This window comes from Stenotrophomonas sp. NY11291 (genome assembly GCF_023277365.1).
GTDB classification, from domain to species: Bacteria; Pseudomonadota; Gammaproteobacteria; order Xanthomonadales; family Xanthomonadaceae; genus Stenotrophomonas; species Stenotrophomonas geniculata.
The window spans coordinates 4,723,696-4,744,438 of the sequence record NZ_CP096975.1 but is presented as its reverse complement, the minus strand read 5'-3'; the positions used below and the strand labels follow the sequence as shown (position 1 = coordinate 4,744,438).

At 66.1% G+C, this 20,743-nt stretch carries 20 protein-coding genes; 12 read left to right on the top strand and 8 right to left on the bottom strand.

The window, feature by feature from the left end; translation table 11 throughout:
- Window positions 1-52: 52 nt before the first annotated feature.
- From M1L61_RS22165 to M1L61_RS22155, 3 genes are all read right to left on the bottom strand, one after another.
- A complete protein-coding gene (locus M1L61_RS22165; RefSeq protein WP_197656330.1) occupies window positions 53-1,213 on the bottom strand; it encodes a lytic polysaccharide monooxygenase in 1,161 nt (386 codons plus the stop codon).
- Between the two features lie 181 nt (window positions 1,214-1,394).
- Window positions 1,395-2,567, bottom strand: coding sequence for a lytic polysaccharide monooxygenase (locus M1L61_RS22160; RefSeq protein ID WP_164191666.1), 1,173 nt, complete (start codon window positions 2,565-2,567; stop codon window positions 1,395-1,397).
- A gap of 233 nt (window positions 2,568-2,800) precedes the next feature.
- A complete protein-coding gene (locus M1L61_RS22155; RefSeq protein WP_100447029.1) occupies window positions 2,801-3,286 on the bottom strand; it encodes a DUF1203 domain-containing protein in 486 nt (161 codons plus the stop codon).
- Between the two features lie 153 nt (window positions 3,287-3,439).
- Between M1L61_RS22155 and M1L61_RS22150 the strand changes: the two genes are divergently transcribed.
- From M1L61_RS22150 to M1L61_RS22135, 4 genes are all read left to right on the top strand, one after another.
- Entirely contained in the window at window positions 3,440-4,642 is a 1,203-nt protein-coding gene (locus tag M1L61_RS22150) for a GGDEF domain-containing protein (protein ID WP_248854130.1), read from the top strand.
- Window positions 4,643-4,710: 68 nt separating this feature from the next.
- Window positions 4,711-6,237, top strand: coding sequence for an alpha/beta hydrolase (locus M1L61_RS22145; protein WP_248854129.1), 1,527 nt, complete (start codon window positions 4,711-4,713; stop codon window positions 6,235-6,237).
- The gene (locus M1L61_RS22140; protein ID WP_135275498.1) at window positions 6,234-6,980 is read left to right on the top strand and encodes an ATP-binding cassette domain-containing protein; all 747 of its coding nucleotides are present in this window, start codon (window positions 6,234-6,236) and stop codon (window positions 6,978-6,980) included. The genes M1L61_RS22145 and M1L61_RS22140 overlap by 4 nt, the downstream gene beginning before the upstream one ends.
- Window positions 6,977-8,161 carry an ABC transporter permease gene (locus M1L61_RS22135; protein ID WP_019336744.1) on the top strand — a complete coding sequence of 395 codons (1,185 nt, stop codon included), beginning with the start codon at window positions 6,977-6,979 and terminating at the stop codon, window positions 8,159-8,161. Before M1L61_RS22140 ends, M1L61_RS22135 begins: the two co-directional genes overlap by 4 nt.
- A 46-nt stretch (window positions 8,162-8,207) precedes the next feature.
- On the opposite strand, the gene M1L61_RS22130 is transcribed toward M1L61_RS22135, so the two are convergent.
- Together M1L61_RS22130 and M1L61_RS22125 are read right to left on the bottom strand one after the other, a co-directional pair.
- Window positions 8,208-8,522 carry a hypothetical protein gene (locus M1L61_RS22130; RefSeq protein WP_248854128.1) on the bottom strand — a complete coding sequence of 105 codons (315 nt, stop codon included), beginning with the start codon at window positions 8,520-8,522 and terminating at the stop codon, window positions 8,208-8,210.
- Between the two features lie 181 nt (window positions 8,523-8,703).
- A complete protein-coding gene (locus tag M1L61_RS22125) occupies window positions 8,704-9,489 on the bottom strand; it encodes a helix-turn-helix transcriptional regulator (protein WP_248854127.1) in 786 nt (261 codons plus the stop codon).
- A 77-nt stretch (window positions 9,490-9,566) separates the two neighbouring features.
- Between M1L61_RS22125 and M1L61_RS22120 the strand changes: the two genes are divergently transcribed.
- The gene (locus M1L61_RS22120; protein ID WP_248854126.1) at window positions 9,567-9,821 is read left to right on the top strand and encodes a hypothetical protein; all 255 of its coding nucleotides are present in this window, start codon (window positions 9,567-9,569) and stop codon (window positions 9,819-9,821) included.
- A gap of 84 nt (window positions 9,822-9,905) precedes the next feature.
- Here the strand turns inward: M1L61_RS22120 and M1L61_RS22115 are convergent, their stop codons facing one another.
- Together M1L61_RS22115 and M1L61_RS22110 are read right to left on the bottom strand one after the other, a co-directional pair.
- Entirely contained in the window at window positions 9,906-10,907 is a 1,002-nt protein-coding gene (locus M1L61_RS22115; protein WP_043399467.1) for an energy transducer TonB, read from the bottom strand.
- A 200-nt stretch (window positions 10,908-11,107) separates the two neighbouring features.
- Entirely contained in the window at window positions 11,108-11,728 is a 621-nt protein-coding gene (locus M1L61_RS22110) for a TIGR00645 family protein (RefSeq protein ID WP_248854125.1), read from the bottom strand.
- A gap of 110 nt (window positions 11,729-11,838) precedes the next feature.
- Here M1L61_RS22110 and M1L61_RS22105 point away from each other — a divergent pair, with 110 nt between their 5' ends.
- The 6 genes from M1L61_RS22105 to M1L61_RS22080 all read left to right on the top strand — a co-directional run bounded on the left by M1L61_RS22105 (window position 11,839) and on the right by M1L61_RS22080 (window position 19,718).
- Complete coding sequence (locus M1L61_RS22105; protein WP_248854124.1) at window positions 11,839-12,528, top strand: glutathione binding-like protein; 690 nt, start codon at window positions 11,839-11,841, stop codon at window positions 12,526-12,528.
- A 154-nt stretch (window positions 12,529-12,682) separates the two neighbouring features.
- Window positions 12,683-14,908 (top strand): S9 family peptidase, encoded by a 2,226-nt coding sequence (locus M1L61_RS22100; RefSeq protein ID WP_197577069.1) that lies wholly within the window; start codon window positions 12,683-12,685, stop codon window positions 14,906-14,908.
- A 25-nt stretch (window positions 14,909-14,933) separates the two neighbouring features.
- The gene (locus tag M1L61_RS22095; protein WP_029379809.1) at window positions 14,934-15,449 is read left to right on the top strand and encodes a cytochrome c oxidase assembly factor Coa1 family protein; all 516 of its coding nucleotides are present in this window, start codon (window positions 14,934-14,936) and stop codon (window positions 15,447-15,449) included.
- Window positions 15,450-15,661: 212 nt separating this feature from the next.
- Complete coding sequence (locus tag M1L61_RS22090) at window positions 15,662-16,126, top strand: hypothetical protein (protein ID WP_248854123.1); 465 nt, start codon at window positions 15,662-15,664, stop codon at window positions 16,124-16,126.
- Window positions 16,127-16,494: 368 nt separating this feature from the next.
- The gene (locus M1L61_RS22085; RefSeq protein WP_248854122.1) at window positions 16,495-17,802 is read left to right on the top strand and encodes a reprolysin-like metallopeptidase; all 1,308 of its coding nucleotides are present in this window, start codon (window positions 16,495-16,497) and stop codon (window positions 17,800-17,802) included.
- A gap of 113 nt (window positions 17,803-17,915) precedes the next feature.
- Window positions 17,916-19,718: a DUF885 domain-containing protein gene (locus tag M1L61_RS22080; RefSeq protein ID WP_248854121.1), complete on the top strand. Its 1,803-nt coding sequence runs from the start codon at window positions 17,916-17,918 to the stop codon at window positions 19,716-19,718.
- 84 nt (window positions 19,719-19,802) lie between these two features.
- On the opposite strand, the gene M1L61_RS22075 is transcribed toward M1L61_RS22080, so the two are convergent.
- Entirely contained in the window at window positions 19,803-20,261 is a 459-nt protein-coding gene (locus M1L61_RS22075; protein ID WP_010482223.1) for a hypothetical protein, read from the bottom strand.
- 184 nt (window positions 20,262-20,445) lie between these two features.
- On the opposite strand from M1L61_RS22075, the gene M1L61_RS22070 reads away from it, so the two are divergent.
- Entirely contained in the window at window positions 20,446-20,694 is a 249-nt protein-coding gene (locus tag M1L61_RS22070) for a hypothetical protein (RefSeq protein WP_006475755.1), read from the top strand.
- The last annotated feature ends 49 nt before the right edge of the window (window positions 20,695-20,743 follow it).

The following is a 20,743-nucleotide window of genomic DNA, read 5'->3' as shown; positions in this document are numbered from 1 at the left end:
GGCCGGCATTCCCTGAACCGGAGGCGGCATCACGCCGCCCCGGTCGCCTGCGTCAGTACGCGATCCAGGCATCGCGCCAGGCAAAGCCCGTGCCCGGGCGATAGGCATCGGCATTGATGTTGCACCACGCGCCTTCCGGGAACGGGCGGCAGGCGTAGAGCCTGCCGTCGGTGCCCTTGACCACGGTTTCGCCCGGCTTGTAGCTGCCGATACCGGCCGGATACACGAAGTCGTAGTCGTCGCCCGGCGGCGGATCGATCGGGCCCGGCACACGGGTATCGATCTGGAACAGGTTGCCCGGCTTCAGGTAGACGCGGTTCTCGGTGGCCGAGGCGACCGGTGTGATCACCCCGTTCTTCATCACGCCTACGCGCGCCTGCTGCGCACTGGCGTTGACCTTGCGGGCCAGCGCCAGCGGCCACTGGTTCGCAGCGGTCTGACCTGCGGCCAGGGTGATCTCCGGGCGCTCCAGATCGTTGCCCTGAGCGTTGAACACGCGCAGGGTCACGGTGGTGCCCACGTCCAGCGCACCGCGGGCGGTGACCGGGCCGGCATCCTGCCACTGCGGCGGCGGGGTCACACCACCGCCCCCCTCAAAGCGCACGTCCGCGCAGGTATAGAACGCTTCACCGGAATCCGAGCGCTGCCAGGTATTGTAGATGATGTGCTGGCCGCTGCGCTTGGGCAGCGGGCAATCCAGCTTGTAGACGTCGCCGGAGACCGGCACGTTGCCCACCGTGCAGAATTCCTGCAGGTCGGCCCAGCGCAATGGGCTGTCCGGCTGCCAGCCGTCGCGGGTGACGTAGAACTTCCACTCGCGGGTGGCATGCGGGGCCGGGGCCTTGAACTCGAAGGTGTAACGCCCGCGCGAATCGGCGTGGATCGGTGAGGTCGGCCAGTCACTGCGGTTCAGATCGAGGCCGCGGTACTTGCTGTTGCCGCCGCTGCACAACTCGCCATCTGGAACCACCGCTTGATGATTGCCATTGGCGTTGGCCTGATTGACGCCTGCCCAGTCGTAGAACGGCTGGGCGCCACCGATGGTCTTGGCAGCAGCGCAGGCCGGGTTGGTCGGATTTTCGGGATTGCCCTGGTAACAGGAGTAGACGCGGCTGGAGGGTTTGGACATGGTGCCGTGGGCGAAAGCGCTGCCAGAGGTGGCAATGCCTGCGATCACAGACAGCGCGATGACAGTCCGATATGACAGATGCATGGAGATCTCCTGTGGGTGGTGAAACCCCGCGAAGTCTCGGCATCCCACCCGCCCGCATCCATAGGACTACTTTGAAAAAAGCATCGCGTGGTTCCGTATGGGAACGGCTTCACACTCACGCGCTGGCGCGTCTCACGCTATGCAGGGAACGGCGCTCTGCCACCGTTCCCTGTACACGGTCTCAGTACGCGATCCAGGCATCGCGCCAGGCCGCACCCACACCCGGCCGGTACGCCTCGGCATTGACGTTGCACCACGCACCTTCCGGGAACGGGCGGCAGGCATACAGCTTGCCGTCGCTGCTCTTCACCACGGTCTGGCCCGGTACATAGCTGCCGATGCCCGCCGGGTACACGTGGTCGAAATCACCGCCCGGCGACGGCGTACCCGGGTCCGGCACCCTGGTATCGAGCTGGAAGCGGTTGCCGTCCTTCAGGTACACGCGATTGTCGGTGGCCGACGCCGACGGCGTGATCACGCCATTGGCAAGCACGCCCACGCGCGCATGTTGTGCACTGCCATTGACCTTGCGCGCCAGCGCCAAGGGCCACTGCGAGGCAGACGTCTGGCCGCTGGCCAAGGTCGTTTCCACACGTTCGACATCGTTGCCGCTGGCGTTGAACACCCGCAGTGCCAGTGTGGTACCCACCGGCAACTCACCGCGTGCGGTCACCGGGCCAGCATCCTGCCATTGCGGTGCCGGCGTCGTACCTCCGCCGCCGCCTTCAAAGCGCACGTCCATGCAGGTGTAGAACGCTTCGGTCGAATCCGAGCGCTGCCAGGTGTTGTAGATCACATGCTGGCCGGTGCGCTGCGGCAGCGTGCACTGCAGCTTGTAGGTGCCATCGGCCGACAGCGGCGTATTGCCCAGGGTGCAGAACTCCTGCAGATCGGCCCAGCCCAGCGGGCTGCCCGGCTGCCAGCCTTCGCGGGTGACGTAGAAGCGCCAGTCACGCGTGGCATGTGGCGCGGTCGCCTTGAACACGAAGGTGAACTTGCCATTGGCATCGGCGTGGATGGGCGTGGTCTGCCAGTCGCTGCGGTTCACGTCCAGGCCGCGGAAGGTGGGATTGTTGCCGCTGCACAGCTTGCCGTCGGGCACCACGGCCTGGTGGTTGCCGTTGGCGTTGGCCTGGTTGATGCCGTTCCAGTCGTAGAACGCCTGCGATCCACCGACCGCCTTGGCGGCGGCACAGGCGGGGTTGGTCGGATTCTCGGGATTGCCCTGGAAACAGGCATAGACGCGGCTGATCGGCGTGGTCATGGTGCCGTGGGCGGATGCATTCCCGGCCAGGCATAGGCCCGCAGCCGCGAACGAGGTGGCCATCAGCAACGGTATGGATCGGAATGACATGGCGCTTCCTTGTGGTCGTCGAAAGAGAGCGGTGACCGCAGGAGCTGCGCTGCACGGCGGACTTTCGGCGGCACCACGGCGAGTATCGAGTCGCAGCGCAGGGTGCGGAACCATGGAAATGCCGATCCGTGACTGTGGGTGTGAAGCCCTTCCCGCAGGCTTCACGCGGGACTGAACGGATGCGCTGACGATCACGTCTTCGGCGTGGCAACGATCACGTCGTGGAGATCCTGCTACGTCGGCGCCATACCCACGCGATCCGCCTGGCATGAGAAGCAGCCGTGCGCCGCGTTGTGCAGCTGCACGAAGGCCACGGCAGGATCGGCAAACAGCGCGTCCAGCCGAGCGGAGACGTCCGTGCCCGCGCTGATCTCTGCGGCCAGCATCCATGCAGCCTGGTCATAGGCGCGCAACGAGATCATCCGGCGCTGTACGTACGGCGGTACTTCACCTGGCGGCAGCACGCATCGGGTCACGCCACGCTGCACGAAGATCGGGCCCGAGGCGTGATAGGGCGAATGCAGGGGCAGGTGCACATGGGACAACAGCAGCAGCTCGCTGCCACCGGGTGGATCGCTCAGGCTGATCCGGCAGGGGTGTCCTCCTGTTTCACCGGCCCAGCGACGCTGGATGCCCAGCGCAGCCAACGCGGTGTCGCTCTTCTCGAACAGGTGCAGGAACGGGCGGTGGTCGATGCCACCGAGGTACCACGCATGCATGGGCGTCTCCTTGGTTTTCCGCGGATTCTGCGCATGCGCCGGCCGCCATGCTCGCCGTTTTCAGACCCCGCATCGCCATCGGGGCGGGAAGCGCCGGAGGGATCGCACCACAAGGCGCTAAGATGCGCGCGCCCCCCGGCCGATGAGCGCCGCATGTCCCTGGATTTCCCGACCATTACCGTGCTTGGCTTCCTGCTCTGCATCGGCATTGCCGTGGGGTTCTCATTGCTGCTGGTGGTGCTGCGCGGGCAACCGGTGCTGCGCCTGTGGACCGCCAGCCTGTGGCTGCTGACCCTGGGTGTGACCCTGCTGGCGCTGCGACCCTACCTGCCGTTGGCGCCGGCCATACTGGCCGGGAATGCGGCGATGGCCGGCTGCGCGGTGCTGATGCTGCGCGGCGTGGCGCTGCATCTGGAACAGCCGCTGCCGCTGTGGCGTCCATTGTTGATGGCGGCCGCCTTCATGGCCTGCATCTTCGCCTTCCTGGTGCTGTGGCCGGACCTGGGCGTGCGCCTGCAGGTGTTCAGTGTGTTCACGCTGCTGGTCGATGGCTGGATCGCGTGGCTGCTGCTGCGGCATGCCCCCGTGCAGCAGCGCACCAGCTGCTGCACGGGGGCGGCGGTGTTCCTGGCCGAGGCGGCCCTGTACGCGGTGCGCCTGTTCCTGCCGGTGGCACCCGATGCCGGCGAGGACATCATGCGCACCGGTACACCGATGTTCGTCACCTACCTTGCCGGCGTGATGCTGGAACTGGCGCGGTGCTTTGCGATGGTGCTGCTGCTGGTCGAGCGCATGCTGGTCGATCTGCGGCGTGCGGCGCGCACCGATGGGCTGACCGGGCTGCTCAACCGCAGCGCGGTGCTGGCCGATGGACAGGCACAGTTGCAGCGGATGCGTCGGCAGGGCCGGCCACTGGCCCTGTTGCTGGTCGACGTCGATCACTTCAAGCAGATCAACGACCGCTGGGGTCATCTGGCCGGAGACCAGGTACTGCGCCACTTCGCTGCGCTGCTGCAGCACGGTTTGCAGGGCCACGACACGCTGCTGGGCCGCTACGGTGGCGAGGAGTTCGTGCTGGTGCTGGCCGGCAGCACGCAGGGTGAAGCGATGGCGGGGGCTGCGGCGATGCGTACCGCTCTGCAGCAGAAGCCGGCGCGGCTGACCACCGGGCCGGTGACGGTCACCGCCAGCATCGGCCTGGCCATGGACGACGGCCACGGCGACCTGTCCACGCTGCTGGCAGCGGCAGACGCGGCGCTGTACCGGGCCAAGGCCGCCGGCCGCGATCGCCTGGCCTGCGCCACGCCGGCGGAGATTTCGCGTCTGCCCATCGCCGACGACGCCGTGCCCGTGTAAGTTGAGTCACATCTTCCGCGGCAGCCCGTCGTGGTTGCCAGGAACGTCCTCCAGGGGAAACGAGCACGATGCAAAGACACCACCTCGCGTTGGCCGCAGCGTTGGCCAGCCTGATGCTTGCCGGTTGCAGCCAGTCACCGTCACCCGGCGCCGAAGGCGCCAGCGATGCACCCAGCCGCCGCTTCGGCAGCATCGATTTCCAGCCCTGCACGCTGTCCACCGAAGGCGCCAGCGCCAACGTGGAAGCGCAGTGCGCCACCCTGCAGGTGCCTGAGGACCGGGCCCGGCCCGATGGCCGACGCGTCGGCCTGCGCATCGCCTGGCTGGAATCGGGCGATGGCGGCAGCAGCCAGCCCGATCCGGTGTTCTTCCTGGCCGGTGGTCCTGGCCAGGCAGCCAGCGAGGTGGCCGTCATTGTCGATACCGCCCTGCGTCAGGTGCGCAAGCAGCGCGACATCTTCCTCGTCGACCAGCGCGGTACCGGCGGCTCCAACCCGCTCAACTGCCGTGGCGCGGATGGCAAGGAACTGGCCATGGACGAGGATGCCGCACCCACTGAAGCATCGCTGCGCGATTACGCCGAGCGCTGCGCCGCTTCGCTGCAGGGGCGGGCCGATGCGCGCTTCTACACCACCACCGAGGCCATTGCTGATCTGGATGCGGTGCGTCAGGCGCTGGGCGTCGAGCGCATCAACCTGGTCGGCGGCTCCTACGGTACGCGCGTGGCCCAGCGCTATGCAGGTGCCTATCCACAGCACACGCGCAGCATCGTCATCGATGGCGTAGTGCCGAATGAGCTGGTGGTGGGCGGTGATTTCGCCACGACGTTCGAGGATGCGATCGCCCTGCAATCGGCGCAGTGCCGCAAGGATGCCGCCTGCAGCAAGCGCTTCCCGACCGACACCCGCGCGCAGCTGCGCAGCGTGGTCGAGACCCTGCGCCGTGCGCCGGTCTCGGTGGAGTATCGCGACCCCGGCACCAACCAGACCCGGCAGGATGTACTGAGTCCGGACAGCGTGATCGGCCTGGCGTTCGCCTTCTCCTATGTGCCGCAGTATTCCTCGCTGCTGCCGCTGGTTCTCGATGAAGCCGCGCATGGCCGCTATGCACCGCTGGCGTCGCTGGCACGTGGTGCGAACCGCAGCATGGATTTCCAGATCAATCGTGGCATGCAGTGGTCGGTGATCTGCAGCGAAGATGCGCCGCGCTACCACGCACCGGCCGAAGATCCCGAGCGCCTGTTCGGCAACGACGTGGCCAGTGCCTTCTTCGCCGCCTGCCCGGTATGGCCGCACCGGCCGGCACCGGCAGGCAATGCCGTGCCGCTGCGCAGTGACGTACCGGCGCTGCTGCTGTCCGGTGAGCTGGACCCGGTGACGCCGCCGCGCTATGCCGAGCAGGTGCTCAGGGGCCTGCCCAATGGCCGCGCGCTGGTCGCCCGCGGCCAGGGCCACGGCACGCTGACCGCCGGCTGCATGCCGCGCCTGCTCGGCCAGTTCATCGACAAGACCGATGCCAAGGCGCTGGATGCCGGCTGCCTGGACACGCTGAGCTACGTGCCGGCGTTCACCTCGTTCAACGGATGGGAACCATGATCGTCGCCGACAACCTGCACAAGGCTTTCGACACCCGCACGGGCCGCATCCAGGCGGTCGCCAACGTTGGCTTCCGCGCCGAGGATGGTCGCATCACCGGTCTGCTGGGGCCCAATGGCGCCGGCAAGACCACCACCATGCGCATGCTGTACACGCTGATGACCCCCGACCAGGGCAGCATCAGCGTCGATGGTGTCGATGCTGCGCGCAATCCGGTGGAAGTACGCCGCCACCTTGGCGTGCTGCCCGACGCGCGCGGTGTCTACAAGCGCCTGACCGCGCGCGAGAACATCGCCTACTTCGGCGAACTGCATGGTCTCTCGGCCGAGCGCATCCGCGAGCGCATCGAGGTGCTGTCACATGCACTCGACATGGGCGATATCCTCGACCGCCAGACCGATGGCTTCTCGCAGGGCCAGCGCACCAAGACCGCGATTGCCCGCGCGCTGGTGCACGACCCACGCAACGTCATTCTCGATGAGCCGACCAATGGCCTGGACGTGATGACCACGCGCGCACTGCGCCGCTTCCTGCTGGGTCTGCGCGAAGAGGGCCGCTGCGTGATCCTGTCCAGCCACATCATGCAGGAGGTGGCCGCGCTGTGCGATCACATCGTGATCATTGCCAAGGGCACGGTGATGGCTGCCGGCAGCGCCGATGAACTGCGTGCGCAGGCCGGCGAATCCAACCTGGAAGATGCGTTCGTGAAACTGATCGGCAGCGAAGAGGGCCTGCACGCATGAGCATGATGTCGACCCTGATGACGGTGATGCGCAAGGAACTGCGCGACCTTTCCCGTGATCGCCGCACGCTGCTGCTGACCCTGCTGTTCGGGCCGCTGCTGTACCCGGTGCTGCTGCTGGGCATGGGCAAGCTGGCCGAGAGCCGGGTGCGCACCCAGATTGAACAACCGCTGCAGATTCCGACCATCGGTGCGGACAACGCCCCCAATCTGGTGCGTTTCCTCGCCGCGCAGGGGCTGAACGCCGCGCCGGCACCGAAGGACCTGGCCGAGGCCATCCGCAGCCAGCAGATCGACGTGGCACTGCGCATCAGCGATGACTTCGGCAAGGACTGGGCCGATGGCAAGCCGGCGCTGGTGGAGGTGATCAAGGACAGTACCCGTCGCGCCGCAGAAGTGCCCAGCGCGCGGCTGGAGGCGGCACTGGCGACCTACAATGGCCAGATCGGTGCGCTGCGCCTGATGGCGCGTGGCATCGACGCACAGGTCGCGCGGCCGCTGGACGTGGCGCGCCAGGACCTGGCCAGTGCCGAAGCCAAGCGCGGCATGATCCTGTCGATGCTGCTGCCGGTGCTTCTCACACTCACCTCGTTCATCGGTGGCGCCTACCTGGTGATGGACGCTACCGCTGGTGAGCGCGAGCGGCAGTCGCTGGAGCCGCTGCTGGCCACGCCGGGTTCGCGCAGCGCGATCGTCAGCGGCAAGATCGCCGCCGCCTGCGTGGTCGGGTTCGTGTCGCTGCTGCTGACCCTGGTGGCGTTCAAGGTGAGCGCACAGATCGCGCCCGGCAACATCGGCCGCCAGTTCAACATGAATGTCGGTTCGATGCTGCAGATGCTGCTGGTGATGTTGCCGATGCTGATGATCGGCACCTCGCTGCTGACCTTCCTGTCGGCCGCAGCCAAGAGCATGAAGGAGGCGCAGAGCCACATGACATGGCTGATGCTGCTGCCGATGATGCCCGGTTACGCGCTGGTGGCCTACCCGTTGAAGAGCGAGCTGTGGCAGTACGCCGTGCCGTTCCTGTCGCAGAACCAGATGCTGCTGAAGGTGATCCGCCACGAGCCGATCACGCCGGCAGTCTGGGCCATCTACCTGGGCGCCAGCCTCGGCCTGGCCGCACTGCTGTGGTTCGCCGCGGTGCGCCGGTACCACAACGAGCGCCTGGCCATCTCCGGCTAAGTGCGGGATCTGAAACGAGGCCCGGTCATTCCGGGCCTCGTTGATTTCAGGACTGCGTTGCCTGCCAAATGGCGAAACGCTGGGCAATCACCGGTGCCAGTCGATCGAAGTTCTCCCAGGTATCGGCGACGTGGTACAGATCCGGGACATTGGCGCCCAGCTGTCCCTCATAGTCGTCCAGGTACTGGCCATTCTCGAGGTCGTAGTACGCAGCGGTGAACGTGTTGGCTTCATCACTGATCAGATCGTCGACGAATTTGCCGTCGCTGCACTCCAGCAGGAACAGGCCTGGCGTCGTTCTGCGTTCCAGCAGCGCCTGCAGGTCTTCTTCTGCGTCCTCGGCGAGTTCCGCGCTTGCCATTCCCTGTAGCAGCAGCCACGCCAGTTACATGCCAATGTGAGTAGCACCGGCCTCTGCAGGAAGATCCGAAGGGAAGTCACCCCCGGAATGCCAGCTGGCGTCGTCGTACTTCATCTGTTGCGCTCCTGAAATCAGCAAGCAGCTTAGGTCGCAAGGAAGGCTAGAGGGAGTACTGGATACGTCAGTCCTCCCCGTACCGCGCAGGCGTCACGCCCATCTCGCGCTTGAACACGGCGATGAACGCACTGGGCGTGTCGTAGCCCATCGACAGCGCGACGCTGATCACCGGCTCGCCCGCCAGCAGGCGTGGCAGCGCCAGCAGCACGCGCAGGCGCTGCCGCCACTGGCTCAAGGTCATGCCTGTTTCGGCCTGCCAACGGCGGGCAAGGCTGCGGCCGGACAGGCCGCTGCTGGCGGCCCAGTCCTCGATGCTGCGGCCGTCTTCGGGTGCGTGCGCCAGTGCGGCGGCGATCTTCTGCAGTCGCCGGTCACGCGGTTGTGCCAGGGCAAGCGGCAGAGGCGTGCTGGCGGCGATCTCATCGGCGATCACACCGGCCAGTCGTGCCTGCGCAGCATCCAGTGGCTGGTGGGGCCATCGCAGCGCACGTGTTGTCGCCGCCCGCAGCAGTGCATTGGGCTGGAAAATGCGCGGTGTGGCGGGCAGGCCCAGGCAGGCCTGGGCGTTGAAGTACAGGCTCCAGCCATCGAACCCGTCTGCGCTCAGCAGCGCGTGGGGCAGCAAGGGCGGTATCCAGGCGACGTGACCTGCGGGCAGCAGCCAGTGCAGGTCGTCGGCGGCGATCCGCAGCAGCCCCTGATGCGCACCCAGCAGCTGCCCACGGGCATGCCGGTGGCGGGCTGTGCGACGCATACCGCGTTGGCGCAGCCCGGCCGCCAGCACCACCGGTCCGTCGGCGGTATCGGCCAACGCGGGGTCGAGCAATCCGCTGGTTGTCTGATCTGCCATATTAGTTGGCAGTTATACGGCAGAAACGTCGCCTCCGCGTCCCGACACTGGAGCCTACTTCAACGGAGCGCTTCCCCATGCAGCCACAGGACATTCTTCCCGACCATCAGAACGACGTGCAGGTGAACGGCGTCACCGTGCGCAAGGGCAGCGTGGGTGCTTTCCTGGCCAGCGTTCGTGACTGGCAGGATCCGTCCATCGATCCCGCCTTCCGCGCCACTGCCGAAGCTGACCTGCGTGCGTTGCTGCCGGGCCTGCATGCGCTGGGCCTGTTCCAGGTGCTGGTCGCGCGCGATCCTGCCCTGCAGCACCTGATTGATGGCGCGGCCTGAAACGGACAAGGCCCGGACGGACCGGGCCTTGGCGTCATGGAGGCGGCAGAAACGACTTGATCCCGTCCGTCCCCTTTTCTGCGGTCAGCCGCCCGGCGCGAACACCAGGGTGCGGCGGGTGGTGACCGGCGCGTTGACCGGCTCGAAGCGCCAGCGCTTGACCGCGTTCAGGGCTTCGCGGTCGAAGGTCCGTCCGGACGTTGCGCGCAGCACGCGGGCGCTGACCACTGAGCCGTCGGTGCCCACGGTGATCTCCACCAGTACTTCCCCCGACGTTCCCGAACGCAGGGCTTCGGCCGGATAGCGCGGCGCTGGCGTACTGACCGGGCGCAGGGTGGGAGCTGCGGCGGCGGCTGCCTGGCGCGCGGCGCTGGCCTGCTGGGCGGCGGCCTGCTGCTGCTTCTGTTCGGCATCGCGACGGGCCGCGGCCTGGCGCTCGGCCTCCTGGCGCTCGTTGTCGCGGCGTGCGGCATCCTGCTGCGCGGCGATCTGCTTGGCCGCGTCGGCTTCCTTGGTGCGCTGTTCGGCCAGGCGCTGCTGTTCGATCTGCTGCTTGCTGCGGTCCTCGGCGTCCTTCTTTGCTTTCTCGGCTTCGGTCTCGGTGCGCTTGGCGGCGTTTTCCACGCCCTTGGCCAGGCCTTCCTTCAGGCGCGGAAGTGCGGGGGCGGAGGCATCCACCTTCTCGATCAGTGCCACCAGGCGCTGCGCCTCGGTGTAGTCCTCGCGGCCCAGGTGCTGCTCGGCGGCGATCAGGGTGTAGGGCAGCAGATCGGTCAGCGCGCTCTTCACCGAGGCGTCGTCCGGCGTCTTGTCACGCAGGGCGAGGTAGTACTCGATGGCGTTGTCGCCGGCCGGTGCATACATGCGGTTCTCGCGCAACGCCTGGCTGGCCGACTCACGCAGCTGCTCGGTACCCATCGACTGCACCTTGGCAGCGACCACCGGTGCGGCGGGTGCAGCAGCGGCAGGCGCCGTGGCGGCAGCAGGCGCTGCGGATTCTTCCTTGCCCGAGCAGGCGGCCAGTGCCAGTGCCAGGGCAACCGGCAGCCACCGGCGCGCGGCGGTGATCGTTGAGACGTGCGACATCCTGCTCCCCTCTAGAAGACGACGTGACGTAAATCATTGATACGCATGGCCGGGACCTGGGGTCCGGGCGCGGCAGGGTGACGTTTCCCGACGCCACCGCCGGCAACGGCGAGGGTGCAATCTAGCATCCCGGCCACCGCCGCGTACAAGGGGCGGTGGCCGGGACGGGCAACGGCGTCATGCCGCTGCTGGCAACGACCTCAGTGGTCGTGCGCCTTGTCGTGCGACTTGCTGTGGCCGTTGGACATCAGCTTGTCGGTCCAGGCGATGCCGATCGCCGACAGGATGAACACGCAGTGGATGATGGTCTGCCACAGCACGCCGTCCTGGGTCAGCATCGAGCAGCGGGCGACACCGATGTTGGCAGCGGCCACGCTCATCTGCTCCGGCGTGCACAGCGGGATGCCGCCCAGCGCACCGCTGGCGATGAACGTCTTCAACAGGTGGATTGAGGAGATGCCGATGATCGCCATCGCCAGCTTCACCTTCAGCACGCTGGCGTTGACGTGGCTCAGCCATTCCGGCTGGTCCGGGTGGCCTTCCAGGCGCAGGCGCGAGACGAAGGTCTCGTAGCCGCCGACGATCACCATCACCAGCAGGTTGGAGATCATCACCACGTCGATCAGGCCCAGCACGATCAGCATGATCTGCTGTTCACCCATCGAGGCCGAATGCGAGATCAGGTGCCACAGTTCCTTGCCGAACAGGAACACATAGACGCACTGCGCCACGATCAGGCCCAGGTACAGCGGCAGCTGCAGCCAGCGTGAGGCGAAGATCAGCGTGGACAACGGGGACAGGGGGCGAGGACTGTGGCTCATGCAGGACAGTGCGTTTCGGGGGAGCCGCGAGGTTACCGGCCCGCCATGACGGTGCCAACCCAACTCACGCACTAGACTTCAGGTTCCTTTCCGCACCCCGAGCCGCCGCCATGATCGACCTGTATTACTGGCCCACCCCGAACGGCCACAAAGTGACCCTGCTGCTGGAAGAAGCCGGCCTGGAGTACCGCATCCACCCGGTCAACATCGGCTCGGGCGACCAGTTCAAGCCGGAATTCCTCGCGATCTCGCCGAACAACAAGATGCCGGCGATTGTCGACCACGCCCCGGCCGATGGCGGCGCCCCGCTGAGCGTGTTCGAGTCCGGCGCGATCCTGCTGTACCTGGCCGAAAAGACCGGCCAGTTCCTGCCCAGCGACCCGCGCGGCCGCGTCACCACCCTGGAATGGCTGTTCTGGCAGATGGCCGGCCTGGGCCCGATGAGCGGCCAGATGGGCCACTTCAACGTGTATGCGCCGGACAAGATCCCGTATGCCATCGAGCGCTACGACAACGAGGTGCGCCGACTGCACGGGGTGATGGACAAGCGCCTGGCCCAGCACGCCTTCCTTGCCGGCGACGCGTACACCATCGCCGACATGGCCAGCTATCCGTGGATCGGCGCCTACGACAAGCTGCCGGTGGATTTCGCCGCGTTCCCGAACCTCAAGCGCTGGCACGACGCCATCGCCGCACGCCCGGCCACCCAGCGCGCCTATGCCCTGCGCCAGCAGGTGAACCCCAACGCCGGCAAGCCGCTCAGCGACGAAGAGCGCAAGCACCTGTTCGGCCAGCGTTGACCCAGGACGGTGGGTGCCGGCCGTTGGTCGGCACTCGTCAGCATTCCTTATGGGCAAAAGGTCATGCTGCCTTCCTGCACGGGCTTGGTTAGGATGGGGAACGACCGCCCCGTGCTCCGAGCCGGGGTGGACCTGCCGTTTGCCGGGATCCTCCATGCGCCACCTGTTCGCTTCGCTCGCCCTCATGCTCGCCACCACAACCGCCGCCCACGCTGAAAAGCTGACCCTGGAAGCCATCACCGGCCCGTTGCCGTTGTCCGGCCCGACCCTGATGAAGCCGAAGGTGGCGCCGGACGGTTCGCAGGTCAGTTTCCTGCGCGGCAAGGACAGCGACCGCAACCAGCTGGACCTGTGGACCTACGACATCGGCAGCGGCCAGACCCGGCTGCTGGTCGATTCCAAGGTGGTGCTGCCCGGCACCGAAACCCTCAGCGATGAGGAAAAGGCACGCCGCGAACGCCAGCGCATCGCCGCGATGACCGGCATCGTCGATTACCAGTGGTCGCCGGACGCGCAGCGCCTGCTGTTCCCGTTGGGCGGCGAGCTGTACCTGTACGACCTCAAGCAGCAGGGCCAAGCCGCGGTACGCCAGCTGACCCACGGTGAAGGATTCGCCACCGACGCCAAGCTGTCGCCCGAGGGCGGCTTCGTCAGCTTCATCCGCGGCCGCAACCTGTGGGTGATCGACCTGGCCAGTGGCAAGCAGCTGCAGCTGACCCGTGATGGCAGCACCACCATCGGCAACGGCGTGGCCGAGTTCGTCGCCGATGAGGAGATGGACCGCCACACGGGCTACTGGTGGGCGCCGGATGATTCGGCCATTGCCTTTGCCCGCATCGACGAGGCACCGGTGCCGGTGCAGAAGCGCTACGAGGTCTACGCCGACCGCACCGACGTGATCGAGCAGCGTTATCCGGCCGCCGGCGATGCCAACGTGCGCGTGCAGCTGGGCGTGATCGCACCGGCCGCCGACGCGCAGCCGCGCTGGGTCGACCTGGGCAAGGAGCAGGACATCTACCTGGCCCGCGTCGATTGGCGCGATGCACAGCACCTGAGCTTCCAGCGCCAGTCGCGCGACCAGAAGCAGCTGGACCTGGTGGAAGTGGCGCTCGATTCCAACCGCCAGCGCGTGCTCGCCCACGAGACCAGCCCGACCTGGGTGCCGCTGCACAACAGCCTGCGCTTCCTCGACGACGGCAGCGTGCTGTGGTCGTCCGAGCGCACCGGCTTCCAGCACCTGTACCGCATCGACAGCAAGGGCAAGAGCACCGCGCTGACCCACGGCAACTGGCCGGTGGACGAACTGCTGGCGGTCGATGAAAAGGCCGGCAAGGCCTACTTCCGTGCCGGCATCGAGACCTCGCGCGAAAGCCAGATCTACGCGGTGTCGCTGCAGGGCGGCGAGCCGCAGCGCCTGTCCAGGGCGCCGGGCATGCACAGCGCCACGTTCGCCCGCAATGCCAGCGTCTACGTTGACAGCTGGTCCAACAGCACTACGCCGCCGCAGATTGAACTGTTCCGCGCCAACGGCGAGAAGATCGCTACGCTGGTGGAGAACGACCTGGCCGATCCCAAGCACCCGTATGCGCGCTACCGCGATGCGCAGCGCCCGGTCGAGTTCGGCACGTTGACGGCTGCCGATGGCAAGACCCCGCTGAACTACAGCCTGATCAAGCCGGCCGGCTTCGATCCGTCCAAGCGCTACCCGGTGGCGGTGTACGTCTACGGCGGCCCGGCCAGCCAGACCGTCACCGACAGCTGGCCCGGCCGTGGCGACCACCTGTTCAACCAGTATCTGGCCCAGCAGGGCTACGTGGTGTTCTCGCTGGACAACCGTGGCACCCCGCGACGTGGCCGTGACTTCGGTGGTGCGCTGTATGGCAAGCAGGGCACGGTGGAAGTGACCGACCAGCTGCGCGGCGTGACCTGGCTGAAGCAGCAACCGTGGGTGGACCCGGCGCGCATCGGCGTGCAGGGCTGGTCCAACGGTGGCTACATGACCCTGATGCTGCTGGCCAAGGCCTCGAACCAGTACGCTTGTGGCGTGGCCGGTGCGCCGGTGACCGACTGGGGCCTGTATGACAGCCATTACACCGAACGCTACATGGATCTGCCGGCGCGCAATGAAGCGGGTTACCGCGAAGCGCGCGTGCTGACCCATATCGACGGCCTGCGCTCGCCGCTGCTGCTGATCCACGGCATGGCTGACGACAACGTGCTGTTCACCAATTCGACCAGCCTGATGAGCGCGTTGCAGAAGCGTGCACAGCCGTTCGAGCTGATGACCTACCCGGGTGCCAAGCATGGCCTGTCCGGCGCCGATGCCCTGCATCGCTACCGCGTGGCCGAAGCCTTCCTGGGACGTTGCCTGAAGCCCTGATCCGCAGCCGGGAAGGAGCCCGCCGATGACCCTGCCACCACCGATTCCCGCCCATCGACAGACGTCCGCCGGTTGGTGGTGCCGCCATTGGCGCTGGGCAATGCCGCTGACGGTGGTGCTGGTGCTGGGCGGCGCAGGTGGCGTGGTGACCTGGAGCGTGCTGCGCTGGAGCGAGGCGGCACGCGAGAGCCCGCCGATGCGCGAAGCGCTGCGTCGCGCGGGCTGCAGCATCGAACTGGTGGAAGCCTTCGGCGAGCCGCTGCATATCGAATCGATGCCGCTGGGCAGCATGCAGACCGCGATCAATGGCCAGCGCGATGTCGGCCTGACCGTTGCGCTGGAAGGACCGCATGCGCACGGGCGATTGTTCGTGCAGGGCAGCCGTCGCGATGAAGTCTGGGATTACCCGGTGATGTATGTATTGGCCGAAGACAAGCAGACCTTCGATCTGACCGCACTGGATGACGACGAGGCTGCGGGAGAGTGCGAGTTGCAGGCCTGCCGTGATCGCGGCGAATGCCCGCTGACCGCGGCGTTGTGACCTCCGCTTGAAGCGGCGGGAGTAGCGCCGACCGTCAGTCGACTGTCGCGCGCAGCGCGGGGCTTTGGCTTGGTCGCCGTGTCGTAAGCGGGACCTCCTACATCGGGGTGCTGAGCCGTGAGAATGCCCTGCCACACATGCTTGGCTGGGGCTGTCGCGGTTGACCATTGCGACCTTGCCCGCATTCCTCTAGAGATTGATCGAAACGTATCGTGCTGCCCCAGGCAGCCGACGTCGGTCCTGTCCCGGAGGTCCATGCAATTCGAATAGAAGCGATCAGGATGCTGGCGGCGTTGCAGCTCTACACGCCGGTATGGCTCTCGCAGACCATGGCCGCTGAGCCATTCGTGGAGGCGCTTGCCGATACATCGGTGGTACAGGCAGAGCAGCGCCTGCGTGCGAGTGGCGACACCGTGGAATGGGTGCGTCTGGTTCGAGTGAATGAGCTTGCGTCGGCCGCAGACGAGATTACCGTCAACCTGTATGACGTTGTTCTCCACCTTGTCCGCGATCCTTCCGTCCCTTTGTTCGAAACCGCGGAAGAGGTCATGTACCCCCCTGATGGTGCGCAGGGCGTCCATCGCGAAGTTGTCACGATGTCCAGCGTGCAATGGACGGGAACGGCGAAAAGCACGTCCCCGGATGCAAACCCAAGCTCAGCCAGCCGCAGCGCATAAGCATCAGATTGAGTGCCTCGGGCGCACGCGCGGGGTTCAGGCACGGCGTCTGGCGCTATACCCTCAACGATGATCAGCTGGTGAAGCGCGATACGCGCCGCGCTGTGTTCAATGAGCGCAATGATGTGAGGGACCGGCGGCCAGACTATCAGGTGTCGCAAGCGCCAGTTATTTGAGTATCGCTGGCATGGCGAGGCCGAATTTCAGCGCTTCAGATCTGACCAATCCTGAGCTTGCATAGGGAGATTTTGTCGCATGCTACTCGACATCGCTGTCTCCCACAGCCTATGTGACGAAAGTCTCCAAGTGGTCAGTAGCAAGGCCGTAGCGTTCGTCATGCCATGTGGCACCGATACTACGAGTAGATCATGAAAACAGCTCTATTCTCTCTGGCCGTCGTGCTATTCAGTAGCGCATCCTGGCCTGCGCAGGCGGCATCCAAGTTCATTGAGATTCCTGTCGGCGGATGGGATCCCGGTATGCAGATTCGTAAGCAGCACGAGGATAGCATTGTCGACTGGATTCGCCGTGTCGACGTTCACCCAGAGGCATTGTCCGACAATGTGATCGAAGTGGATCTCTTCGATGCAATCGTGCGATTGAAGCGCACTGCAGGCCCGCGATTGAATGCGGCTCCAGACCCGGTCTATGTCCCGGCGGGCACGGATGCAGGAGCAGTGGCCGCGATGCCCTCTGCCCGGCTTCGTTGGACCGGAACGATGGCATCTACATCTACATCTACATCTACTTCTACATCTAAGGCACCGTCTTCGTGCGTGGATGCGGAGAGAGCGGTTCGGATCACCGAGGCTGCTGACGGACAACTAAGGGCCATCTTTGACATTGGGAGCTTTCGATACGAACTGCAAGACGGTGTGCTGATTCGAAAGGATTTTCGCCGGCTTCCACGCGAGGCACCGGTTCGCGATGTCAGCCCGGATGCACTCGATGCGGTCAGTTCTGACGACGTTGAGCAAGAGGCGAAATCGACAGTACGTGTTCTGTTTGGCTACGGAACTACGGCCCTCGGCGATGACCGCGAGGTGGTCTTCGCAGAAATGCGGGAGGCCGTCTGTTTAGCCAACGAGAGTTTCTCTCATAGCGGAATCAAGGTTGAACTCGAGCGCGCCGCCAACGTCCTTTCCGGCTATCAGGAAACCGGTGTTACTCAGACGCTTGACGATCTGGTTGCCGGAAGAAGAGGCGCACTCGGCGTCATGCATCAGGTTCGTGATATTGAGAAGGCAGACATCGTGCTGATGATCATTGATACCGGTCCGTCACGGTCGGTCTGTGGGCAATCGCAGCGCGTGCTTGCGACGAAGGAAACCGCATTCGCGGTAGTGGAACGGAATTGTCTCGGTGCCACGACCAGCAGCCTTGCCCACGAGATCGGGCACCTGTTCGGTGCAGATCATGAGCCCGCGAACGCCACCGTACGTCCCCCGAGATTTTCTTATGGCCATGGCTATAAGGCGCCGGAAAATGCGCCTGGACGATGGAGGACACTGATGTCCTATGAATGCTCCGGAGCACCATGTGGACGGATAAATCTCTGGTCGTCGCCTGACCTCAGTCATAACGGTTTGCCCGCAGGGACGAAAGAGACCCATCACAACGTCAGAGTGTTGAATGAGACCCGAGGGGTGATTGCCAATTTCTACCCTGAGCCATGACCGGATACCCGAGCGGGCGGGCGCATTCATGCCGGTCCGCCCATGACCTCCAGCCGATTGTCGCCATCGCCGTGAGCGCGTAGGGTGCGGGCAACCCTGTCCTGGAGTGCACCATGAAGCCGATTGCATTGGCCGTTGCCCTGGCCCTGACCGCCGCCCCGTTGCTGTCCGCACCGCCAGCCCTGGCCGCGCCGGCTGCCAAGGCCACTACTCCGGCCAGCCCGGCCTGGGTTGCCCGCAGCAATGCACTGGCGCAGATCCTGCTTGATGCACAAGGCCCGTTCCAGCCGGAGGAAACCGGCTTCTTCGGCGTTCCCGGCTACGACGACAAGGTCGCAGACCTTGGCCCGGACAACGGCAAGCGCTATCGCGCCGCGATGGCCAAAGCCCGCGATGAACTCAAGGCAAAGCTGGCCACCGAGAAGGATCCCAACGTCCGCCAGGACCTGGAGATCATGATCCATGCCGCCAGCCAGAACATCGAAGGCAGCGAGCTCAACGAGAAATACCTGCTGCCGTGGAGTGATGCGCCGCAGACCGTGTTCAGCGGCCTCAACCTGCTGCTGTCCGACCAGGTGCCGGCCGAGCGCCGGGCCAAGGCGCTTGACCGCCTCAAGGCCTATGCCGGCCTGCAGCCGGGCGGCACCGCGTTCACCACGCTGGCCCGCCAGCGCTACGAAGAACGCCTGAAGGACAGCAGCCTGCTGCAGCCGACGAAGATCGAAGTGCAGCAGTCGCTGGACAACGTCGAGACCTACATCACCGGCATCGAGTCGCTGCTGAAGAAGTACCAGATCGCCGGCGCCGATGAGGCGATGAAGGCGCTGGCCGGGCAGATGAAGGACTACGCCGCCTGGACCCGCAAGGAAGTGCTGCCGAAGGCACGCACCGATGCGCGCCTGCCGGCGCCGTTGTACGCCTACCAGCTCAAGCAGGTCGGCATTGACATCGATCCGAAGCTGCTGATGCAGCGCGCGCAGCTGGAGTTCATGGAAACCCGCTCGGCGATGCAGCAGCTGGCGCCGCTGGTGGTGAAGGACAAGGGCCTGAAGGTGGCCGACCCGAGCGACCCGGTAGCGGTGATCCGCGCACTGAAGGCCGACAAGATCGCCGACGATCATCTGGAAGGCCACTATCGCAAGGTGATCGACGCGATCGATCCGCTGATCCGCGAACACGCCATCGTCGACGTGCCCCAGCGCGCCATGCAGATGCGCCTGGGCTCGGCCGCCGAGAGCGCGGCCAGCCCGGCCCCGCACTTCCTGCCGGCACCGCTGGTCAACAACACCGGGCAGCAGGGCACCTTCGTGCTGCCGCTGGGCAACCCGGCAGCGGGCCCGGGCGCGCAGTACGACGACTTCAACTTCGGTGCGGCGGCATGGACGCTGAGCGCGCATGAAGGCCGCCCCGGCCACGAGCTGCAGTTCACCGCCATGGTCGAGCGTGGCATCTCGCTGGCACGCACCATGTTCGCGTTCAATTCGGTGAACGTGGAAGGCTGGGCGCTGTATGCCGAGGCCGAGATGGTGCCGTACGAACCGCTGGACGGTCAGATGATCGCCCTGCAGTTCCGCCTGCTGCGGGCCGCGCGCGCGATGCTGGACCCGATGCTCAACCTCGGCCTGACCGACCGCGCCAACGGCGAGCGCGTGCTGATGGAGCAGGTCGGCCTGTCCAAGGCGATGGCCACCCAGGAACTGGACCGCTACATGGTGCGCATGCCGGGCCAGGCCGGCAGCTACTTCTACGGCTACACCCGCATCCTGGAGCTGCGCATGCAGACCGAGCTGGCACTGGGCGCGAAGTTTGACCGCCTGGCGTTCAACAACTTCCTGCTCGACCAGGGCCTGCTGCCGCCGGACCAGCTCGCCGATGCGGTGAACAAGGTGTTCGTGCCGAAGTACCGGCAGAAATAATCGGTAGCGCCGGGCCATGCCCGGCGAGCGCAGCGGGAGAGACGCCGGGCATGGCCCGGCACTACCCGCGGTGACGCTGCCGCGTCACCGCTGCGGGGTGATCACCTGTGTCGGCAACCGCGCTGGCGGTGCCGGATTCGGCACCCAGATGGCGACGCCGGCGGCGCGCTTCTGCGTCGTCGGAATACCGATGCCGACGCCGCCACCGACGTGCGAACCGAACGTGCCGGCGCCCACCGACATGCCCACCGGCGAGCCGCTGCTGCCCACACCCATCAGCACCACGCCATTGGCGCCGAGCGCGGCGGCCTCGCGCTTCAGGCGGGCCACCGCGGCATCGGTCTGGCCCTGGGTGCCGAAGCCGACGGCGGAGGCCGATTCCAGCTGGGCGATTTCCTGGGAGCCGGCCGGTGGCGTCGAGTAGATCTGCACCAGCGCCGGATCGATCGGTGCGCGGGCGCGGCCCAGCATCACCTTGGAGGTGCTGGCACAGCCAGCGGCGACCAGCAGGATGGCCGCCAACGCGGCCCAACGGATGTTCATGGCACGACCCCTGTAGGACTGGTTGCGATCATCGGCGGGCCACTCTGAATCGGCGCCAACACCCGGGCCAGGGCACGCACGGCAGCACGCTAGCACGGTGCGGGTGACAGCCCCGCCAATGGCAGTAGGCGGCGGCAGCGGGAACGTCTATGGTTGGGGCAGGAACCAACTGCGGGAGAGCGGCATGGGTGTGATCAGTCTGTTGTGGGGCGTACTGGCGCTGTTGTGGATGATCCTGGCGCTGATTCCACTGCTCGGCTGGGGCAACTGGTTCCTGATCCCGTTCGCTGCGGTGGGCGCGGTCATCGCCGCGCTGGGCATCCTGTTCACCCACCCGAGCAAGCGTGGCCGGGCCTGGGCAGGCCTGGTCCTGAACGGCATCGTGGTGGTGGTGGGCATCCTCCGCCTCGGCCTGGGTGGCGGCGTGATCTGAGCCCGCGCCCGGGTGCGACAGGGCGTCGCAGGCGCACGGCCGATGGCCG

Excerpts from the sequence above, each read along its gene's own strand:
- M1L61_RS22165 (WP_197656330.1), bottom strand. The coding sequence starts at position 1,213 with ATGCATCTGTCATATCGGACTGTCATCGCGCTGTCTGTGATCGCAGGC.
- M1L61_RS22160 (WP_164191666.1), bottom strand. The coding sequence starts at position 2,567 with ATGTCATTCCGATCCATACCGTTGCTGATGGCCACCTCGTTCGCGGCT.
- M1L61_RS22155 (WP_100447029.1), bottom strand. The coding sequence starts at position 3,286 with ATGCATGCGTGGTACCTCGGTGGCATCGACCACCGCCCGTTCCTGCAC.
- M1L61_RS22150 (WP_248854130.1), top strand. The coding sequence starts at position 3,440 with ATGTCCCTGGATTTCCCGACCATTACCGTGCTTGGCTTCCTGCTCTGC.
- M1L61_RS22145 (WP_248854129.1), top strand. The coding sequence starts at position 4,711 with ATGCAAAGACACCACCTCGCGTTGGCCGCAGCGTTGGCCAGCCTGATG.
- M1L61_RS22140 (WP_135275498.1), top strand. The coding sequence starts at position 6,234 with ATGATCGTCGCCGACAACCTGCACAAGGCTTTCGACACCCGCACGGGC.
- M1L61_RS22135 (WP_019336744.1), top strand. The coding sequence starts at position 6,977 with ATGAGCATGATGTCGACCCTGATGACGGTGATGCGCAAGGAACTGCGC.
- M1L61_RS22130 (WP_248854128.1), bottom strand. The coding sequence starts at position 8,522 with ATGGCAAGCGCGGAACTCGCCGAGGACGCAGAAGAAGACCTGCAGGCG.
- M1L61_RS22125 (WP_248854127.1), bottom strand. The coding sequence starts at position 9,489 with ATGGCAGATCAGACAACCAGCGGATTGCTCGACCCCGCGTTGGCCGAT.
- M1L61_RS22120 (WP_248854126.1), top strand. The coding sequence starts at position 9,567 with ATGCAGCCACAGGACATTCTTCCCGACCATCAGAACGACGTGCAGGTG.
- M1L61_RS22115 (WP_043399467.1), bottom strand. The coding sequence starts at position 10,907 with ATGTCGCACGTCTCAACGATCACCGCCGCGCGCCGGTGGCTGCCGGTT.
- M1L61_RS22110 (WP_248854125.1), bottom strand. The coding sequence starts at position 11,728 with ATGAGCCACAGTCCTCGCCCCCTGTCCCCGTTGTCCACGCTGATCTTC.
- M1L61_RS22105 (WP_248854124.1), top strand. The coding sequence starts at position 11,839 with ATGATCGACCTGTATTACTGGCCCACCCCGAACGGCCACAAAGTGACC.
- M1L61_RS22100 (WP_197577069.1), top strand. The coding sequence starts at position 12,683 with ATGCGCCACCTGTTCGCTTCGCTCGCCCTCATGCTCGCCACCACAACC.
- M1L61_RS22095 (WP_029379809.1), top strand. The coding sequence starts at position 14,934 with ATGACCCTGCCACCACCGATTCCCGCCCATCGACAGACGTCCGCCGGT.
- M1L61_RS22085 (WP_248854122.1), top strand. The coding sequence starts at position 16,495 with ATGAAAACAGCTCTATTCTCTCTGGCCGTCGTGCTATTCAGTAGCGCA.
- M1L61_RS22080 (WP_248854121.1), top strand. The coding sequence starts at position 17,916 with ATGAAGCCGATTGCATTGGCCGTTGCCCTGGCCCTGACCGCCGCCCCG.
- M1L61_RS22075 (WP_010482223.1), bottom strand. The coding sequence starts at position 20,261 with ATGAACATCCGTTGGGCCGCGTTGGCGGCCATCCTGCTGGTCGCCGCT.
- M1L61_RS22070 (WP_006475755.1), top strand. The coding sequence starts at position 20,446 with ATGGGTGTGATCAGTCTGTTGTGGGGCGTACTGGCGCTGTTGTGGATG.